Annotated in this window: 16 protein-coding genes and 1 pseudogene; 11 read left to right on the plus strand and 6 right to left on the minus strand. The window is 72.2% G+C overall.

Annotated features, from left to right (window positions below):
* Genes LWC33_RS06840 through LWC33_RS06890 form a run of 11 tightly spaced genes read left to right on the plus strand, consistent with a single transcriptional unit; the run spans nucleotide 1 to nucleotide 10,475 of the window.
* Nucleotides 1–1,173, plus strand: coding sequence for a thiolase family protein (locus LWC33_RS06840; protein ID WP_233303381.1), 1,173 nt, complete (start codon nucleotides 1–3; stop codon nucleotides 1,171–1,173).
* Nucleotide 1,174: 1 nt separating this feature from the next.
* Nucleotides 1,175–2,401, plus strand: a complete 1,227-nt coding sequence (locus tag LWC33_RS06845) for an acetyl-CoA hydrolase/transferase family protein (protein WP_233303382.1) — start codon at nucleotides 1,175–1,177, stop codon at nucleotides 2,399–2,401.
* Complete coding sequence (locus LWC33_RS06850; RefSeq protein ID WP_233303383.1) at nucleotides 2,398–3,315, plus strand: hydroxymethylglutaryl-CoA lyase; 918 nt, start codon at nucleotides 2,398–2,400, stop codon at nucleotides 3,313–3,315. The genes LWC33_RS06845 and LWC33_RS06850 overlap by 4 nt, the downstream gene beginning before the upstream one ends.
* A gap of 21 nt (nucleotides 3,316–3,336) precedes the next feature.
* Nucleotides 3,337–4,095, plus strand: a complete 759-nt coding sequence (locus LWC33_RS06855) for an SDR family NAD(P)-dependent oxidoreductase (protein ID WP_233303384.1) — start codon at nucleotides 3,337–3,339, stop codon at nucleotides 4,093–4,095.
* Nucleotides 4,096–4,126: 31 nt separating this feature from the next.
* Entirely contained in the window at nucleotides 4,127–4,981 is an 855-nt protein-coding gene (gene menB, locus LWC33_RS06860) for a 1,4-dihydroxy-2-naphthoyl-CoA synthase (protein ID WP_233303385.1), read from the plus strand.
* A 16-nt stretch (nucleotides 4,982–4,997) separates the two neighbouring features.
* The gene (locus LWC33_RS06865) at nucleotides 4,998–5,768 is read left to right on the plus strand and encodes an enoyl-CoA hydratase/isomerase family protein (protein WP_233303386.1); all 771 of its coding nucleotides are present in this window, start codon (nucleotides 4,998–5,000) and stop codon (nucleotides 5,766–5,768) included.
* 35 nt (nucleotides 5,769–5,803) lie between these two features.
* The gene (locus LWC33_RS06870; protein ID WP_233303387.1) at nucleotides 5,804–6,847 is read left to right on the plus strand and encodes an LLM class flavin-dependent oxidoreductase; all 1,044 of its coding nucleotides are present in this window, start codon (nucleotides 5,804–5,806) and stop codon (nucleotides 6,845–6,847) included.
* Nucleotides 6,848–6,865: 18 nt separating this feature from the next.
* Nucleotides 6,866–7,669: an enoyl-CoA hydratase/isomerase family protein gene (locus LWC33_RS06875; RefSeq protein WP_233303388.1), complete on the plus strand. Its 804-nt coding sequence runs from the start codon at nucleotides 6,866–6,868 to the stop codon at nucleotides 7,667–7,669.
* The gene (locus LWC33_RS06880; RefSeq protein WP_233303389.1) at nucleotides 7,669–8,502 is read left to right on the plus strand and encodes an enoyl-CoA hydratase/isomerase family protein; all 834 of its coding nucleotides are present in this window, start codon (nucleotides 7,669–7,671) and stop codon (nucleotides 8,500–8,502) included. Before LWC33_RS06875 ends, LWC33_RS06880 begins: the two co-directional genes overlap by 1 nt.
* Before the next feature lie 3 nt (nucleotides 8,503–8,505).
* Nucleotides 8,506–9,453, plus strand: coding sequence for a DUF7064 domain-containing protein (locus tag LWC33_RS06885; RefSeq protein WP_233303390.1), 948 nt, complete (start codon nucleotides 8,506–8,508; stop codon nucleotides 9,451–9,453).
* Nucleotides 9,450–10,475, plus strand: coding sequence for a phosphotransferase family protein (locus LWC33_RS06890; RefSeq protein ID WP_233303391.1), 1,026 nt, complete (start codon nucleotides 9,450–9,452; stop codon nucleotides 10,473–10,475). The genes LWC33_RS06885 and LWC33_RS06890 overlap by 4 nt, the downstream gene beginning before the upstream one ends.
* A gap of 121 nt (nucleotides 10,476–10,596) precedes the next feature.
* On the opposite strand, the gene LWC33_RS06895 is transcribed toward LWC33_RS06890, so the two are convergent.
* From LWC33_RS06895 to LWC33_RS06920, 6 genes and pseudogenes are all read right to left on the minus strand, one after another.
* Nucleotides 10,597–12,252 (minus strand): AMP-binding protein, encoded by a 1,656-nt coding sequence (locus LWC33_RS06895; RefSeq protein WP_233303392.1) that lies wholly within the window; start codon nucleotides 12,250–12,252, stop codon nucleotides 10,597–10,599.
* Nucleotides 12,253–12,280: 28 nt separating this feature from the next.
* On the minus strand, nucleotides 12,281–12,547 hold the full coding sequence (locus LWC33_RS06900) for a hypothetical protein (RefSeq protein ID WP_233303393.1): 267 nt from the start codon (nucleotides 12,545–12,547) through the stop codon (nucleotides 12,281–12,283).
* Nucleotides 12,548–12,586: 39 nt separating this feature from the next.
* The gene (locus tag LWC33_RS06905; RefSeq protein ID WP_233303394.1) at nucleotides 12,587–14,179 is read right to left on the minus strand and encodes an AMP-binding protein; all 1,593 of its coding nucleotides are present in this window, start codon (nucleotides 14,177–14,179) and stop codon (nucleotides 12,587–12,589) included.
* The gene (locus tag LWC33_RS06910; RefSeq protein WP_233303395.1) at nucleotides 14,172–14,954 is read right to left on the minus strand and encodes an SDR family NAD(P)-dependent oxidoreductase; all 783 of its coding nucleotides are present in this window, start codon (nucleotides 14,952–14,954) and stop codon (nucleotides 14,172–14,174) included. Before LWC33_RS06910 ends, LWC33_RS06905 begins: the two co-directional genes overlap by 8 nt.
* Nucleotides 14,955–14,992: 38 nt before the next feature.
* Nucleotides 14,993–15,448 (minus strand): annotated as a pseudogene (locus LWC33_RS06915) (MFS transporter); the annotation flags it as partial.
* 12 nt (nucleotides 15,449–15,460) lie between these two features.
* On the minus strand, nucleotides 15,461–16,318 hold the full coding sequence (locus LWC33_RS06920) for an MFS transporter (protein WP_233303397.1): 858 nt from the start codon (nucleotides 16,316–16,318) through the stop codon (nucleotides 15,461–15,463).
* Between the last annotated feature and the right edge of the window lie 56 nt (nucleotides 16,319–16,374).

A 16,374-nucleotide genomic window follows, 5' to 3' on the forward strand; every position in this document is an offset into this window, starting at 1 on the left:
GTGCCGCTGCAGGGTCGGGACGTCTTCCTCGTCGAGGGCGCGCGCACGCCCTTCGGGAAGTCGCACCCGGAGAAGGGCTGGTTTCGCGACAGTCATCCCAACGACCTGCTCGGCGCGGTCTACCGCGACCTGCTGCGCCGCGCCGGAATCGCCCCCGCCGTCGTCGAGGACCTCGTCGTGGGCTGCACGGCCCCGTTCGGCGAGCAGTCCCGCAACATCGCGCGCAACGCCTGGCTGCAGGAGGGCTACCCGCCCGAGGTCCCGGCCGTCGTCCTCGACCGGCGCTGCGGCTCGGCGCAGACCGCGAGCGAGATGGCGGCCTCCCTGGTGGCCTCCGGTGTGCACGACGTCGTGATCGCCGCGGGCGTCGAGCACATGGGGCACGTCCCGATGAACTCGCCGGCGAAGATCTCCGAACTCTACGGCGAGCCGTGGACGGCGCGGATGTGGGAGCAGTACGACTTCGTGCCGCAGGGCGAGAGCGCCGAGCTGATCGCCGAGCGCTGGGACCTGTCGCGCGAGGAGATGGACGAGTTCGCCGCGCGCTCGCACGCCCTCGCCGCCGACGCCGTCGAGGCGGGCCGGTTCGACGCGGAGCTGATCGACTGGGAGCTCGACGGCGAGGTGCGCCGCAGCGACCAGACCGTCCGCCCGGGTACGACCGTGGAGACCCTGGCCGGGCTGAAGACGGTCTTCCGCACGGAGAACGGCCGGATCACCGCGGGAACGTCGTCGCCGATCTGCGATGGCGCGGCCGGGGTGCTGCTGGCCTCGCAGAGCGCCGTCGACGAGTACGGCCTCACCCCGCGCGCGAAGATCCTCGACCATACGACCGTCGGCGTGGACCCGGTGATCATGCTGACCGGTCCCATCCCGGCCACGCACAAGCTGTTGGAGCGCAACGGGCTCAGCATGTCCGACGTCGACCTGTTCGAGGTCAACGAGGCGTTCTCCTCGGTCGTCCTGGCCTGGCAGCGCGAGCTCAAGCCGGACATGGACCGGGTCAACGTCAACGGCGGGGCGATCGCCCTGGGCCACCCCGTCGGCGCGACCGGCGGACGGCTGCTGGCCACGATCGTCGCCGAGATGGAGCGCCGGGACGTCGAGCTCGGCCTGGTCACGATGTGCTGCGGCGGCGGCCTCGGCACCGGGACCCTGGTGCAGCGGGTCTGACATGGTCGATTCCGCGCTCGATCTCAGGTCGCACATCCGTCCGGGGGACGGCGTCTGGTGGAGCCAGGCCGGTGCCGAGGCCACCCCGCTCGTCGACGCCCTGCTGGACCAGGTCGCCAACATCGGGCCGGTGCGGACGTTCTGCGGGCTGAGCTTCAATCGGCGGCTCCGTGACGTCCCCGCCGAGCTCACCCTGACCTCGTACGGCGCGATGGGGGAGCTGCGCAGGGCGCGCGGCCTGCAGATCGTGCCCGCGCACTACTCGGTGCTGCCGCGGCTGTTCGCGGAGCGCCTCCTCCCGGGTGACGTCGGCCTGGTGCAGGTCTCCCCGCCCGGGCCGGACGGCCTCTGCTCGCTCGGGATCGGCGCCGACTACGCGGCCGACGCCGTGCGGCACAGCAGGGTGCTGATCGGCGAGATCAACCACCGGATGCCGGCCACCGTCGGCACGCCCGGGATCCCGCTGGAGCGGTTCGACGCCACCGTCGAGACCGACCGGCCCGTCCCGGAGGCCCCGGACCGGGCGCCGGACGCCGTCGACGGGGCGATCGCCGCCCGCGTCGCCGAGCTCGTCGAGGACGGGGACACCGTGCAGATGGGCGTTGGTGCATTGCCGACGGCGATCATGGACGGGCTCGCCGGACACCGGGACCTCGGCTTCCACTCCGGAATGCTGACCGACGGCGTGCTGCGGCTGGTGGAGAAGGGCGTGCTGACCGGCCGCCGCAAGGAGATCGACGAGGGGCTGCTGGTCACCGGGACGGCGATCGGGTCCGCCGAGCTCTACGCGCGACTCGCCGATCTGCCCGTCGTGTTCCGCCCGGCGAGCTACACCCACGATCCCGGTGTGCTGGCCCGGCTGCGGCGTCTCGTGGCGATCAACTCCGCGATCGAGGTCGACCTGAGCGGCCAGGTGGGCAGCGAGGTCGCCGCCGGCCGATACCTCGGCGGCATCGGGGGGCAGGCGGACTTCTCCGGCGCCGCCGCCCGCACCGGGGCTCGGTCGATCATCGCCCTGCGCTCCACCGCCGGCGGCGCGTCCACGATCGTGCCTGCGCTGAGGGGACCGGTCAGCACCGCCCGGGCGGACGTCGACGTCGTGGTCACCGAACACGGCGTCGCCCGGCTGCGCGGCTGCCCGCTCGCCGACCGCGGCGCCCGCCTCGTGGCGGTCGCCGCCCCCGAACACCGAGAAGACCTCGAGCGAGCTCTCCGGGAGGGTTCATGAGCAGGCGTGTCCAGATCCGTGAGGTCGGGCCGCGTGACGGGTTCCAGAACGAGCCCGAGCGCATCGCCACGGACGACAAGATCCGGCTGATCGAGGCTCTGGCCCGGGCGGGCTTCCGGCGCATCGAGGTCGCGAGCTTCGTGCGCCCGGACGTGATCCCCCAGCTGGCCGACGGCGTGGAGGTGCTGAACCGCATCGACGTGCCCGAGCACGTCGAGCTGATGGTGCTGATCCCGAACAGCCGCGGCCTGGACAACGCGCTGAAGGTCCGGGAGCGCTTCCACGAGGCGGCGATCTTCGTGTCCGCCTCCGAGACGCACAACAGGAAGAACGTCAACCGCAGCGTCGCCGAGACCATGGCGGACAACGACGTCATGGCGAAGCGCATCCGGGCCGAGGGCCTGAAGTGCGCCGCAGTCGTTGCCACCTCCTTCGGCTGCCCCTACGAGGGCAAGGTCGAGCTGGACCGGGTGCTGGACCTGACCGAGCGGTTCGCCGAGGCCGGCGCCACCGAGATCGGCTTCGGCGACACCACCGGCATGTGCAACCCGGCCTACGCCCGGGAGTTCTTCGCCGCGGCGCTCGAGCGGCTCCCCGGCGTCGAGGTCACGGCCCACTTCCACAACACCCGCGGACAGGGCCTGGCCAACGCCTACGCCGCGCTCGAGGCGGGCTGTACGAGCTTCGAGTCCAGCTTCGGCGAGCTGGGCGGCTGCCCGGTGCCGCAGGGCTCCACCGGCAACATCGCCACCGAGGACCTGGTGAGCATGTTCCACGAGATGGGTGTGGAGACCGGGCTCGACCTGCCCGCCGTGATCGAGGCCGCCCGCGAGGCCCAACGGGTGCTCGGCCGCACCCTGACCAGCCACTCGCTCATCGCAGGACCCGTCGACTGGCACCTGCAGAGCGCCTGACCCCGAGAAGAGGACTCACTGATGAGCAACCGCACCGCGTTCGTCACCGGCGGCGCCCAGGGCATCGGCCAGGGCATCGCCACCACGCTGGGTGGGCACGGCTTCAAGGTGGCCGTGGTCGACCTGAACCTGGAGGCCGCGCAGGCCACCGCGAAGTCCATCACCGACGCCGGCGGCACCGCGATCGCCGTGCAGGCCGACGTCACCGACACCGCGTCCGTCCAGGCCGCCGTCAAGACCGTGACCGAGGAGCTCGGCCCGGTCGAGGTCGCGGTGAACAACGCCGGATGGGACGACTTCATGCCGTTCCTCAAGACCGGCGAGGACTTCTGGGACCGCATCCTGGAGATCAACTTCAAGGGCCAGCTGCGCGTCGTGCAGGCGGTCGTGCCGGGCATGATCGAGCGCGGCTTCGGTCGCGTCGTCAACATCGGCTCCGACGCCGGCCGCGTCGGCTCCTCGCTCGAGGCCGTCTACTCCGGCGCGAAGGGCGGGATCATCGCCTTCACCAAGACCCTCGCTCGTGAGGTCGCGACGAAGGGCGTCACCGCCAACACCGTCTGCCCCGGCCCGACCGACACCCCGGCGCTGCGCAAGTTCGCCGACAACTCCGGGCAGGACGCGGACAAGGTGCTGGGCGGGATGACCAAGGCGGTACCGATGAAGCGGCTGGCGCAGCCCGAGGACGTGGCCGCCGCCGTCGCCTTCTTCGCCTCCGACGCCGCCGGTTACATCACGGGCCAGACGCTGTCCGTCAGCGGCGGCCTGACGATGGCCTGATGCGGAGACGGAGCTGGCGGAGTCGACCATCATGAGGGTCTCGGGGCCGCGTGAGCCCGTGGAGTGGACGAGCGTCGGCAAGTACGACGACATCCGCCTCGACCACTCGGGCGACGGCATCGCCAAGATCACCATCTGTCGGCCGGAGGTGCGCAACGCGTTCCGGCCGCAGACGCTCATGGAGATCTCCGACGCGTTGACCCGCGCCCGTGAGGACGGCTCGATCGGCGTGATCGTGCTGACGGGGGAGGGGCCGGACGCCTTCTGCTCCGGCGGGGACCAGCGGGTCCGCGGCGACACCGGCTACCTGACCGAGCCGGGCCGCGAGGATGCCGTCGGCCGCTTCCACGTCACGGACCTGCAGGTGCAGATCCGTCGGCTGCCCAAGCCCGTCGTCGCCATGGTGGCGGGCTATGCGATCGGCGGCGGGCACGTCCTTCATCTGGTCTGCGACCTGACGATCGCTGCGGACAACGCCCGCTTCGGCCAGGTCGGACCCAAGGTCGGCTCGTTCGACGGCGGTTTCGGCGCCGGCCTGCTCGCCCAGCAGGTCGGGCAGAAGCGCGCCAAGGAGTTCTGGCTGCTCTGCGAGCAGTACGATGCCGCCGAGGCCCTGGAGATGGGCCTGGTCAACACCGTCGTGCCGTTGGCCGAGCTGGAGTCCGAGACCGTCGCGTGGTGCCGGCGGATGCTGCAGCTGTCGCCGATGGCGATGCGGCTGTGCAAGGCGAGCTTCCACGCCGCCGAGGACGGGCTGTCCGGCATCCAGCAGCTGGCCCACGACACCAACCTGCTCTTCTACGCCACCGAGGAGGCGCAGGAGGGCCGCGAGGCGTACAAGGCGAAGCGCGTGCCGGACTTCGACCGCTTCCCGCGCCGCGCCTGAGCGAGAGGATGAGCCTGTGACCGATGTGGTGACCTGGGAGGACGCCGCGGACGGCGTGCTCGTCGCGACCATGGACCGGCGCCCCGCGAACGCGCTCGGGCCGCCGATCATCGACGGGCTGAACGCGGTGCTCGACGAGGCGGAGCGCCGGGGCACCCGGGTGCTCGTGCTGACCTCGGCCATCCCCGCGTTCTTCGCCGCGGGCGCGGACATCAAGCACATGGGAACCGTCGACGCCGAGTCGTTCACCGCCTACGGCGACCGGCTGCGCGGGGCCGTCGAGCGGCTGGCCGCGGCCGAGCTGGTCAGCATCGCCGCCGTGGAGGGTGTCGCCCTCGGTGGCGGTCTGGAGCTGGCCATGGCATGCACGATGCGGGTCTCCGGGGCGGACGCGAAGTACGGCCTGCCGGAGGTGAAGCTGGGCCTGATCCCCGGCGCCGCGGGCACCCAGCGGCTGCCGCGCCTCGTCGGCCGCGGGCGGGCGATCGACATCATGGCCACGGCCCGCCAGGTCCCGGCCGACGAGGCGAAGGCGATCGGGCTCGTCGACCGGCTCGTCGAGGCCGGCGAGGCGCGCGACGCCGGGCTGGAGCTGGCGGGGCAGCTGAGCTCCCTGTCCCGGCCCGCGCTCGCCGCCGTGCTGCGGACCGTCGACGCGGCCTTCGACCTGCCGTTCGCGGAGGGCAAGCGGTACGAGGTGGAGCAGATCCAGGAGCTGTTCGAACACGGCGAGGCCCGCGAGGGCATCACGGCGTTCCTGGAGAAGCGGGCACCGAAGTTCGCCTAGACGTCCTACGACCCCCAGCACGGAGGAGCGCGACGATGCGCGAGCAGTACGGGCTCACGATCTTCACCGGCGGCCGCGGCCCCCGACGGTTCCGCGCGGCCGCAGATCTCGCGTGCCGGGCCGAGGCGGCCGGTTTCGGCGCGGTGTGGACGGGCGAGCTCTACAGCCGCTCCGCGACGGTGCCGATGGCGGTGCTGGGCGCGGCGACCGAGCGGATCGCGATCGGCTCGAACATCGCCTACGGCGTCGGACGCTCGCCGCTGATCTGGGCGGCTGAGGCGCGGGACCTCGACGAGCTGACCGGCGGGCGGATCGTCCTCGGACTCGGCAACGGCACCCCGGGGATGATGGAGAACTGGCTGTCCACCAGCGGGGACGCTCCCGCGGTGCGGATGGAGGAGCTGGTCACGGTCCTCCGCAAGCTCTGGCGGCTGCACCAGGGCCCGGTGCACCACGAGGGCCGCTTCTACAGGCTGCACCTGGTCCCGACGGCCGGGACACCCGCACCCCTGCGGGAGCACCTGCCGATCTGGACCGCCGGTGTCGGACCGCGCATGGTTCGCGCCGCGGGCCGGGTCGCCGACGGACTCGTCTGCCACCCGATGACCACGGCCGGCTACCTCGACGAGGTGGTCCGGCCCGCGCTCACGGCCGGCGCTGCCGACACCGGACGCGATCTCGACGGCTTCGTGGTCAAGGGGCTGCGGATGGTCGCGCTCGACCACGACGAGGAGGCGGCCCGGCGGCGGGTCGCCTTCGCCGTCGCCCAGTACGCCGCGTCCCGTGTGTACGACCGGCTGTTCGCGCTGCACGGCTGGGACGCTGCGCAGCAGCGGATCCGGTCCGTGGCCAAGGCGGGCGACCCGGCCGCGGCGGCGGCCGCCGTGCCGGACGAGGCGATCGACGCGATCGGCATCGCCTGCAGGCCGGCGGAGCTGCCGGACCGCGTCGCCGCTCACGCCGCGGCGTTCGACCACCTGGATCTCTGCGCCCCGCCCTGGGGCCTGGACCCCGAGGGGCTCGAGGAGGCCACCGAGGGGATCCTCGCGGCCCTGACCCCTGCCCCGGCCCACGCCTGACCGAGAGGACGACCACCGATGCCCGACACCCCGACCACCTTCCGGCTGGAGCGGCCGCGCGAGGGCGTGGTCGTGCTGACCCTGGACCGGCCGGAGCGCTACAACGCGATGACCGCGGACATGTTCCGCGAGTTGGAGACCACCGCGCGCGAGCTGGACCGCGAGCCGGGCCTGCGTGTGCTGATCCTGACCGGCGCGGGCAAGGCCTTCTGCGCCGGCTACGACCTCGCCGACGCCGAGAAGCTCCCGGAGCTGGGCGCACTGGGCATGCTGGACCTGCAGGAGCGCGCCGCGCGGGCGCTCGCGGCGATCCGCGGCATTCGCGTGCCGGTGATCGCCGCGGTCAACGGGGCGGCGGCAGGGGGCGGGCTCGCGCTGGCCCTCGCCGCGGACATCCGGCTGGCCTCGCCGCGCGCCAAGTTCAACGCGGCCTTCGTCAAGATCGGCCTGTCCGCCGGCGATCTCGGCACGTCGTGGCTGCTCCCGCGGCTGATCGGCCCCGCCGCCGCCGCCGAGTTCGCCTACACCGCCGGCATGATGGACGCCGAGAAGGCGGAGCGGACCGGGCTGGTCAACCGGGTGGTGCCCGAGGAGGAGTTGCTCGGCGCCGCCCTGGCGATGGCCGAGCAGATCTGTGCCAACTCGCCGGGGGGCGTCCAGCTGTCGAAGCGGGCGCTGCAGGCCAACATGGAGGCGTCCTCGTACGCCGCGGCGCTGGAGCTGGAGAACCGGGGCCAGGCCCTGCTCACCCGCAGCGACGACATGGCCGAGGCCCTGGATGCGTTCCGCGCCAAGCGTGCGCCGATCTTCTCGGGGCGCTGATGACCACCACCGAGGACTGCTCGACGACGACCCTGGTCGAGCTGGAGACGCTGCTCGTCGAGCTGCGCGCGGACGGCGTGGCCGTGCTGACGATGAACCGGCCCAAGCGGGCCAACTCCCAGACCGTGCAGACGTTCTACGACCACAACGACGCCGCGCTGGCGCTGCGCGACAGTGGCGCCCGCGCGCTGATCGTGCGCGGGGCGGGGGAGAAGGCCTTCTGCGCCGGGTTCGACCTCGCCGAGATCGGCTCCATCCAGGAGCTCGGTGTGCGCGAGTTCCTGTTCTTCCAGGAGGCCGCCGCCGGCGGCATCGCCGCGATCCGGGCGCTGCCGTTCCCGGTGATCGCCGCGATCCACGGCCCCGCGGTGGGTGGCGGGCTCGCGCTGGCCCTGGCCGCGGACATCCGGCTGGCCGCGCCGACCGCCAAGCTGTCCTGCGCGTTCGTCCGCGTCGGGCTGTCCTGCGGGGAGCTCGGCACGAGCTACCTGCTCACCCGGCTGCTCGGCTACGGCCGCGCGGCGGAGCTCGGCTTCACCGGCCGGATCGTCGACGCGGCCGAGGCCGAACGGATCGGGCTGGTCAACCGGGTGGTAGCGAGCGAAGAGCTCTACGCCGAGGCGGACGCGCTGGCCGCGGAGATCGCCACGAACTCGCCGGGCGGCATCCGGATGTCCAAGCGCGCCCTGCTGCGCAACCAGGAGATCACCTCCTACGGCGCGGCCATGGAACTGGAGAACCGCGGGCAGGCCCTGCTGACCCGCGCCGACGACATGCCCGAGGCCCTGTCCGCCTTCCTCGAAGGCCGTTCGCCGAACTTCACCGGGAGCTAGCCGATGACCCTGCCCGACGTGCACATCCCCGACCCCGGCTTCGGTCCGCAGGACGACCTGCGGCACTGGCCCGCCGAGCCGGGCGGCCGGATGCGCGACTCGCTGTTCTGGGAGATGATCATGCCCGACGAGCGGCTCGGGCTGCAGGTCTACCTGTACCTGACCGCGCACGGGAAGTCCGGCTTCAACGTGTCGGTGTGGGGCCCCGACGCCCAGCCGCTGGCTTTGGACCTCGACGGCGGCGCGGTGCCGGAGGACATGGACTTCGACGACTTCCGGCTGAAGGGCCTGACCGTGCGCCAGCCGGAGCTGCGGCGCACCGCCGAGGTCACCTACGAAAGCGGGAAGGTGCGGTTGGAGTACCGCTTCGAGGCGATTCAGGACGCCTTCTCCTACCGTTCCAACCCCGACGGCCTGCCCGAGTGGTTCGCCGCGAACCGGCTCGAACAGACCGGCCGCGTCTCCGGGTTCCTGGAGGTCGCAGGACGGCGCATCGAGTGGGACCGCCGCATGGGTCACCGCGACCACTCCTGGGGCAACCGGGACTGGGGCGTGCCGCACCACTGGAAGTGGTTCGTGGCCTACACCGACTCCGGGCGCGCGATCAACGGCTGGATCTGGATCGCGGGCGGCGAGTGGGGCTTCGCCGGCTCCGTCCTCAAGGACGGCGTCACGATCCCGGTGGCGCACATCGAGCACCGCGCCACCTACCACGACGACATGTCCCAGAAGCGGCTCGAGGCCACGCTCGTCGACACCGCGGGCGGCCGGACCGAGGTCACCTTCGACCGCTACGGCCTGGTCAAGCTGCCCACGAACGACAAGATGGCCACCGAGATCTGGGAGTCGGCCTGCGACGCCACGATCGACGGCGAGTCCGCTGCCGGGCAGTGGGAGACGCACTGGCCCCGCGAGTACCTGAACCACCTCGTCGCGAGCAGGAACCGGTGAGCTCGGCCGACGCGGAGGCCGGCTGGGACTGGTCGGAGGCCGACCTGGCCGCGTTGGAGACGTTCCTGGCCAAGCACGGTGTGACGGACGGCCCGCTCACCACCCGGCGGATCGGGGACGGGCACTCCAACCTGACCTACCTGGTCCGCGGCAGCCGCGACGTCGTCGTCCGGCGGCCGCCGCCCCCGCCGCTGCCGCCGGGCGCGCACGACGTCCTGCGCGAGGCCCGGCTGCTGATGGGGCTCGCCGGGACGGGCGTGCCCGTGCCCGAGGTGCTGGCCACCGCGGAGGCGGGGGAGGTGATCGACAGCCCGCTGTACGTGATGAGCCACGTGCCCGGCCCGGTCGTGACCACCCGGACGCCGCCGGCGCTGGCCGAGCACCGCCGCGTGATCGGCGAGTCGATGGTCGACACCCTGGGCCGCCTGCACGCCGTCGACTGGCAGGCCGCAGGACTGGCCGAGATGGGCAGGCCGGAGGGCTTCAACGGCCGGCACCTGCGCCGCATGCGCCGACTCGTCTCGGACGCCGACGGGAACCCGCCCCTGGCGTTCGCCGACATCGACGCCTGGCTCGAGGCCCACGTCCCGGCCGAGTCCGGGGCGACACTGGTGCACAACGACTATCGGCTGGGCAACGTCATCCTCGGCCCGTCGGGCTCGGTGGCGGCGGTGCTGGACTGGGAGCTGGCGACGATCGGCGACCCCCTGTTCGACGTCGGTTACTTCCTGGCCTCGTGGCCGCTCGCAGGGGAATCGCTCACCCCGACCGCGGAGCTGGGCGCGGCCGTCCTGGAGCCCGGGTACGCGACGAGGGACGAGCTGGCCGAGCGCTACGCCGCCGCGACCGGGCGGGATCTGTCCGGTCTGCGCTGGTACACCGCGCTGGCCCTGTGGAAGCTCGCGGTGCTGTACGAGTACAGCCACCGCCGCGCGGCCGCCGGTCACGGCGATCCGTACTACGCCGACCCCGGGCTGGTGCGGTCGTTCCTGGCCGCGGCCCACCGGACCGCCGGGATCTGAGCCGAACGCGGAACGCCCGCCCCGATCGACTCGGGGCGGGCGGGCGGTGGTCGAAGGTCACCACCTGGCCCGCCTGCACGGCCGCGCACCGGGCGGCCAGGGAGGTCCGCCGGTGTCGTGCTCAACTGCGCAGCTGTCGGTCGTCCCGCGTCCGCGAGACGGTCACGACACCGGTGAGGTCCCCGCTGTCGATGCGGTCCCGCAGGACGAACTTCTGGACCTTCCCCGTCGGGGTCGTGGGCAGGGAGTCGACGATGAACCAGTGGCTGGGTGCCTTGAAGCCGGCGAGCCGCGCGCGGCAGTGGGCTCGCAGGTCGGCGGGGTCCGGCGGCGTCGTGTGGTCGACCGGGACGATGACGGCGCCGACCTGCTCGCCCCACTCGGCATCGGGAACACCCACCACGGCCGCCTCGGCGACTCCCGGGTGTGCGGTGAGCGTGTCCTCGACCTCGCGCGGGTAGATGTTCTCGCCGCCCCGGATGATCATGTCCTTGAGGCGGCCGGTGATCGTCAGGTACCCGCGCCCGTCCATCGTCCCCAGGTCGCCGGTGCGCAGCCAGCCGTCGGAGAACACCAGCGCCGTGTCGTCCGGCTGCTCGAAGTACCCCAGCATCGTCTGGTAACCGCGGGCGCAGATCTCTCCCCGCGTCCCGATCGGGACCACCTCGTCGGTCCCGGGGGCGACGATCCGCACGTCGACCAGCGGCAGCGGGCGGCCGATCGTGCGTGACTGGTCCTCGGGGGAGTCGTCCAGGGCGGTCTGGGTGATCACCCCGTGGAGCTCGGTCTGGCCGAAGACGATGGTGAACCGGCAGCCCAGCGTCTCCTTCGTACGGATCACGAGCTCGGCCGGGACGAAGGACGCGCCGGACATCACCGTCTGCAGGCTGGAGACGTCGCGTGTCGGCAGGTCCGGGTGGGCGAGGACGGCCGTGAGCATCGTGGGTACGAGCAGGGTGATCGTGCCGCGGTAGGTCTCGATCAACTCGAGCAGCGATCCTGCGTCGAATGCGGGCATCAGCACGTAGGTGCCGCCGAACGAGAAAGTGCCGATCTCGGTCAGGGCGCCGCCGCCGATGTGGAACATCGGCATCGCGTTCACCCACACGGCGCCGTCGGTGGCCCCGGCGCCGCGGGCGACGAGCCGCGAGGCATTCAGGACCCCGCGGTGGTGCAGGAGAGCGCCCTTGGGGAACCCGGTGGTGCCCGAGGTGTACTGGATCTGCGCGGGATCGCCGGGCGCCACATCGGGGAGCTCGTGCGTTCCGGTGGCGGACGCCAGGAACTCGTCCCAGTCCGCCAGGTCGATCGCCTCGCGCAGGTCCGGCGTCGCGGCACGGACCTCGCGCACCGTGGCCGCCATGTCCACGCCGCGGTATCCGGGGGCGTGCACGATGCCGGCGGCGCGGGACTTCTGCAGGACGTACTCCAGCTCCATTCTGCGGTTCGCCGGGTTGACGGTCACGAGGACCAGCCCGGCCAGGCTCGCCCCCTGCTGCAGCAGCACCCACTCGGCACAGTTGGGGGCCCAGATCGCGAGCCGTTCCCCGGGCCGGAACCGGGACAGCAGGGCTTGCGCGACCCGCTCGGCGGTCGCGAGCAGTTCCACGTAGGTCCAGGACCGCCTTCGCGCCGGGTCGGGGTCGGCGTCCACCAGGGCGCACCGATCGGGGTGGTCGGCCGCGCATTCGCGCAGGAGGTCGCCGAGGGACATCTCCCAGAGCTCGGCGAGGCTCCCGGTGGCGGCCCAGGAGGACCGACCGGTCGACAGGGACATCAGTGGCTCCAGTCGTCGGGCTGGCGGTTCAGTGGGGAACGGGTGTCGGAGGGGCGGGTCGCGACGGTGGGACGACGAGCGAGATCTCGAACGGGTAGCCGGACAACGCAGCACGCAGCACCCCGGCCGCGCCGGGGTCGGGGACGGTGATGACCACCCGCTGCCGCGGACCGGTCTCGTCCAGCCTGACCGCGCCGCCCGGAGCGTGCTCCCACACGACGCGATGCACCTCGCGGACCAACGCATCCGCTCGCAGGGCGGGCTTGGAGATCTTGCCGACCGGAGTGGTGGGCATCCGGTCCAGCACGACGACCTCGACCGGGTCCGCGGCGCGCTACCCGACGTGAGCGCGGCAGTGGGCGAGGAGGTCGGCGGGCTCTGCCTTCGCGTCGTCCCGGAGTTGCACGTAGGCCATGGGCAGCTCGCCCTTCACCGGGTCCGGCCTGCCGATCGCTGCGGCGAGGTGCACGGCGGGGTGGCGGACCAGGACGTCCTCGATCTCGCCGGGGTCGATGTTGTGCCCGCCGCGGATGATCAGGTCCTTCGCCCGCCCGAATAGCCACACGTAGCCGTCCTCGTCGACTGTCCCGAGGTCACCGGTGTTGCCCCAACGCCAGCCCGGCGGCAGATCGTCGGGCAGCCCGCCGGGAAAGTAGTCGGCGTCGAGCGCGGGATCGAGGTAGCCCGCCGTGACGGTGGGGGTCCCGGTCAGCAACAGACCACGTTCGCCGGGTGCGCAGTCCCGCAGCCAGCGGCCGGCCGGGTCGAGTTCCACCGCCTTGACCCGCACGAACGGTAGCGCCCGCCCCGCCGAACCCACCCGTGGCCGTCGGCCGTCGTCGAAGTGCCCGGTGGTGGTGCCGTGGAGCTCGGTCATGCCCCAGTTCTCGCGCAGCCAGATCCCGAACCGCTGGTGGAACCGTTCGAGGACGTCCGTGGACAGTGGCGCGCCGCCGACGTGGAAGTCGCGGATAGAGCACCCGTGCGCGTCGCCCTGGCCGTGGAGCAGGGCGGTGGCGGTCGTGGGGGTCGCGAGCAGGCTCGTCACCCGGTACCGGCGCGCGATGTCCCAGAAGGCCGTGACGGCGCGCCGGGAGCGGAAGCCCTCGGTGGTCAGGGTGAGCAGGGTGCCGCCGAACAGCAGGGTCCGCAGTCCGAGCGAGATCGTGCCGCCGCAGTGGAAGTTCGGCATACCGTGCAGGGTGACGGTGTCCGGCTCGTTGCCCATCAGGGCTCCGACGTTCCAGGCCACGGTGAGTTGGCCGCCCTGGGACATCCGGACCAGCTTCGGCGTGCCGGTGGTGCCGCCCGTCGGCATGATCAGCGCGTCACGCGTCGGGTCCTCGTCCGGGACGAAGGTGAGCCCGCGACCCGCGAAGGGGCGTGCCGCTGCGGCGAGGTCCCGTTCGGAGCCCGGCTCGTCGACGGTGAACACCCGACGCAGCGACGGGACCGCTGTGCGCAGCCCTTCCGGTCCGCCCTTCTCCTCGAGCAGCTCCCGGGTGGTGACCAGCGCCGTCGCAAGTGTGCGGTCGAGGATGGCGATGATCGCGGCCGGCTCGAGGAACGGGTTGATCGGCACGGCCGTGCCCGCGGTCTGTGCGCCCCACAGTGCGACCAGCCCCTCCGGGACCATCGGCAGCAGCAATCCGACGACGCTGTCCGCACCACCCGCCTCGTGGAACAGGTCGGCGGTGCTCTCGATCGCGGACACGACGTCGGCGTAGGTGAGAGTCCGTGCCGGGGTGAGCAGGTCCGGCGGCTCGACGAGGACGATCGCCTGTTTCCCGGGCTGGTGTTCGGTGACGCTGCGCAGACAGCCGACGATCGTGTCGGCGGGCCGCAGGTCGGCCGGGTCGTGCCGTTCGATGTCGGCCACGTCCGCCGGGCCCCGCACACGGCGGCGGACCAGTGTGCGCTCAGGCAACCGAGATCCCCCCGTTGACGCTGATGACCTGTCCGGTGATGCGCTGCGCGAGGGGAGAGGCGAGGAACAGGATGGTCCCCGCGAGGTCGTCCGGTTCGGTAAGCCTGAGCCCGGCCCGCCTAACGATCCGATCGAAGATCTTCTTGCTGAACTCCTGGCTCATCGCCCGGTCGTACGAGGCGGTGTCGACGATCAGCGACGGGGTGAGCACGTTGACCCGGATCCCGTCGTTCTTGGCCTCCAGGGCCAGGGTCCGGCAGAACGTCACGATGGCGGCCATCGCCGCGCCGATGCCGGTCTCGCCGGGGGTCGGGACCTTCACCGCGTCGCTGGCGATGCTGATGATCGATCCGTGGCCCGCCGCCCGCATCACGGGGAGCACCGCGCGGGTCATCAGCAGCGAGCCGACGGCCTGCTCCACCAGCACCGCGCGCAGCTGCTCCAGCGGGATGTCGTGCAGCAGCATGGGCTGGTACGGCGCGACGGTCGAGTTCACCAGGACGTCGATCCCCCCGAGCAGTCGGGCCGCCTCGTCGGCGGCCTGCTGGGCCGCCTCGGGCTCGTTGAGGTCCGCGGAGAGGAACTCCACCTGCGCGTCCGGGGTCCGGATCGAGTCGACGGCGGCTTTGCCACGCTCCTGGTTGCGGCCGATGAGGACCAGCCGCCGGCAGCCGGCGCCGACGAAGGCCGCCGCGGTCGCGAGACCGACCCCTGAGGTGCCACCGGCGATCACGACCGACCGGTCGGTGAAGTCGAGGCGGGTGTCCAGGGCCATGGGTGTCCTTTCCGACGACGTGGTGGGGAGGGTGTCGCTCAGGCTGCAGCGGGCTCGACGGCGGGCTCAGGACGGCGCGCCCGGACGAGGAACTGCGCGGCCACGGCGCCTGCCAGACACAGCAGCAGAGCCAGCCCGCAGATGGTCCAGACGCCGAACGTCGAGCCCTCCAGGGCGACCGCGACCAGTGGGGCGAACCCGGCGATCAGTGCCGCGAGCTGCATGCCGAGCGAGCCGGCGGTGTAGCGCACCTCTGGCGGCAGGGCCTCGGTGACGAAGGCCGGGAAGATGCCGTTGACGCAGGCGTGGCCGATCCCGGCCACGGCGAGCAGCGATGCGAAGATCAACGCGACGCTGCCGCTGCGCAGGGCGAGGAAGTACCCGACCAGCAGCACGCCCTCGACCACCAGGCCGGCGGACAGCAGGGTGCTGCGGCCGATCCGGTCGGAGAGGGCACCCCAGACCGGGTTCATGACGACGACGAGAAAGGTCGCCGCGGTGACGACCTACAGGATCGTCGGCTTGGCGATACCGACCTCGGTGGTCGCGTAGCTGAGGCTGTACACGGTCAGCAGGTACCAGATGGACATCATCCCGGCCATCACGGCGGTGATGCCGAGGATGGCGCCGGGGTGGGCGGTGATCGCCGTGCGGATGGGCGTGCGGGTGCGCTCCTGTGTGCGGGCGCGCTCGAAGTCCGGGGTCTCGTCCAGGCCGTAGCGGATCAGGACGCCGACCAGGACGATGACGGCGCTCGCGAGGAACGGGACCCGCCAGCCCCAGGATGCGAAGGACTCGTCGGACAGCGTGGCGGTCAGGAGCGCGAAGACGACCGTGGCCAGGACGGTGCCGGCCTGGGCGCCCGCGGTGGAGAAGCTGCCGTAGAAGCCGCGGCGCCGCTCCGGGGCGTGCTCGACGGCGATGAGGACCGCCCCGCCGAGCTCGCCCCCGACGGCGAGGCCCTGCAGCACGCGCAGCACCACGAGCAGGACCGGCGCGACCCAACCGATCGCCGCGTACGTCGGAAGCAGGCCGATCAGCACCGTGGCCGCGCCCATCACGACGATGGTGAGCATGACGGCGGTGCGTCTGCCGTGCCGGTCGCCGATCCACCCGAAGAGCAGTCCGCCGAGAGGGCGGACGACGTAACCGCTGGCGAAGGTGGCGAAGGAGAGGAGGAGGGCGACCGAGGGGGAGACGTCGCGGAAGAACAAAGTGTTGAACACCAGGGCAGCGGCGGTCCCAAAGGCGACGAGGTCGTAGTACTCGACGACGGAGCCGAGGAAGGCCGCGGCGGCCGCGCGTCGCGGGGTGGCGTGTCGTGCCCCCCGGGCGACGACGACCGGGGTGTCTCGAGTGGTCACGGAGGGCTCCAGAGGTCAGCCGGGATGAGAGGTGGGTCACCGCGAAATTTGGTCTG

The organism is Pseudonocardia terrae (assembly GCF_021343995.1).
In the GTDB taxonomy this organism is placed as follows: domain Bacteria; phylum Actinomycetota; class Actinomycetes; order Mycobacteriales; family Pseudonocardiaceae; genus Pseudonocardia; species Pseudonocardia terrae.

Excerpts from the sequence above, each read along its gene's own strand:
- LWC33_RS06845 (WP_233303382.1), top strand. The coding sequence starts at position 1,175 with ATGGTCGATTCCGCGCTCGATCTCAGGTCGCACATCCGTCCGGGGGAC.
- LWC33_RS06850 (WP_233303383.1), top strand. The coding sequence starts at position 2,398 with ATGAGCAGGCGTGTCCAGATCCGTGAGGTCGGGCCGCGTGACGGGTTC.
- LWC33_RS06855 (WP_233303384.1), top strand. The coding sequence starts at position 3,337 with ATGAGCAACCGCACCGCGTTCGTCACCGGCGGCGCCCAGGGCATCGGC.
- menB (WP_233303385.1), top strand. The coding sequence starts at position 4,127 with ATGAGGGTCTCGGGGCCGCGTGAGCCCGTGGAGTGGACGAGCGTCGGC.
- LWC33_RS06870 (WP_233303387.1), top strand. The coding sequence starts at position 5,804 with ATGCGCGAGCAGTACGGGCTCACGATCTTCACCGGCGGCCGCGGCCCC.
- LWC33_RS06875 (WP_233303388.1), top strand. The coding sequence starts at position 6,866 with ATGCCCGACACCCCGACCACCTTCCGGCTGGAGCGGCCGCGCGAGGGC.
- LWC33_RS06880 (WP_233303389.1), top strand. The coding sequence starts at position 7,669 with ATGACCACCACCGAGGACTGCTCGACGACGACCCTGGTCGAGCTGGAG.
- LWC33_RS06885 (WP_233303390.1), top strand. The coding sequence starts at position 8,506 with ATGACCCTGCCCGACGTGCACATCCCCGACCCCGGCTTCGGTCCGCAG.
- LWC33_RS06895 (WP_233303392.1), bottom strand. The coding sequence starts at position 12,252 with ATGTCCCTGTCGACCGGTCGGTCCTCCTGGGCCGCCACCGGGAGCCTC.
- LWC33_RS06900 (WP_233303393.1), bottom strand. The coding sequence starts at position 12,547 with ATGCCCACCACTCCGGTCGGCAAGATCTCCAAGCCCGCCCTGCGAGCG.
- LWC33_RS06910 (WP_233303395.1), bottom strand. The coding sequence starts at position 14,954 with ATGGCCCTGGACACCCGCCTCGACTTCACCGACCGGTCGGTCGTGATC.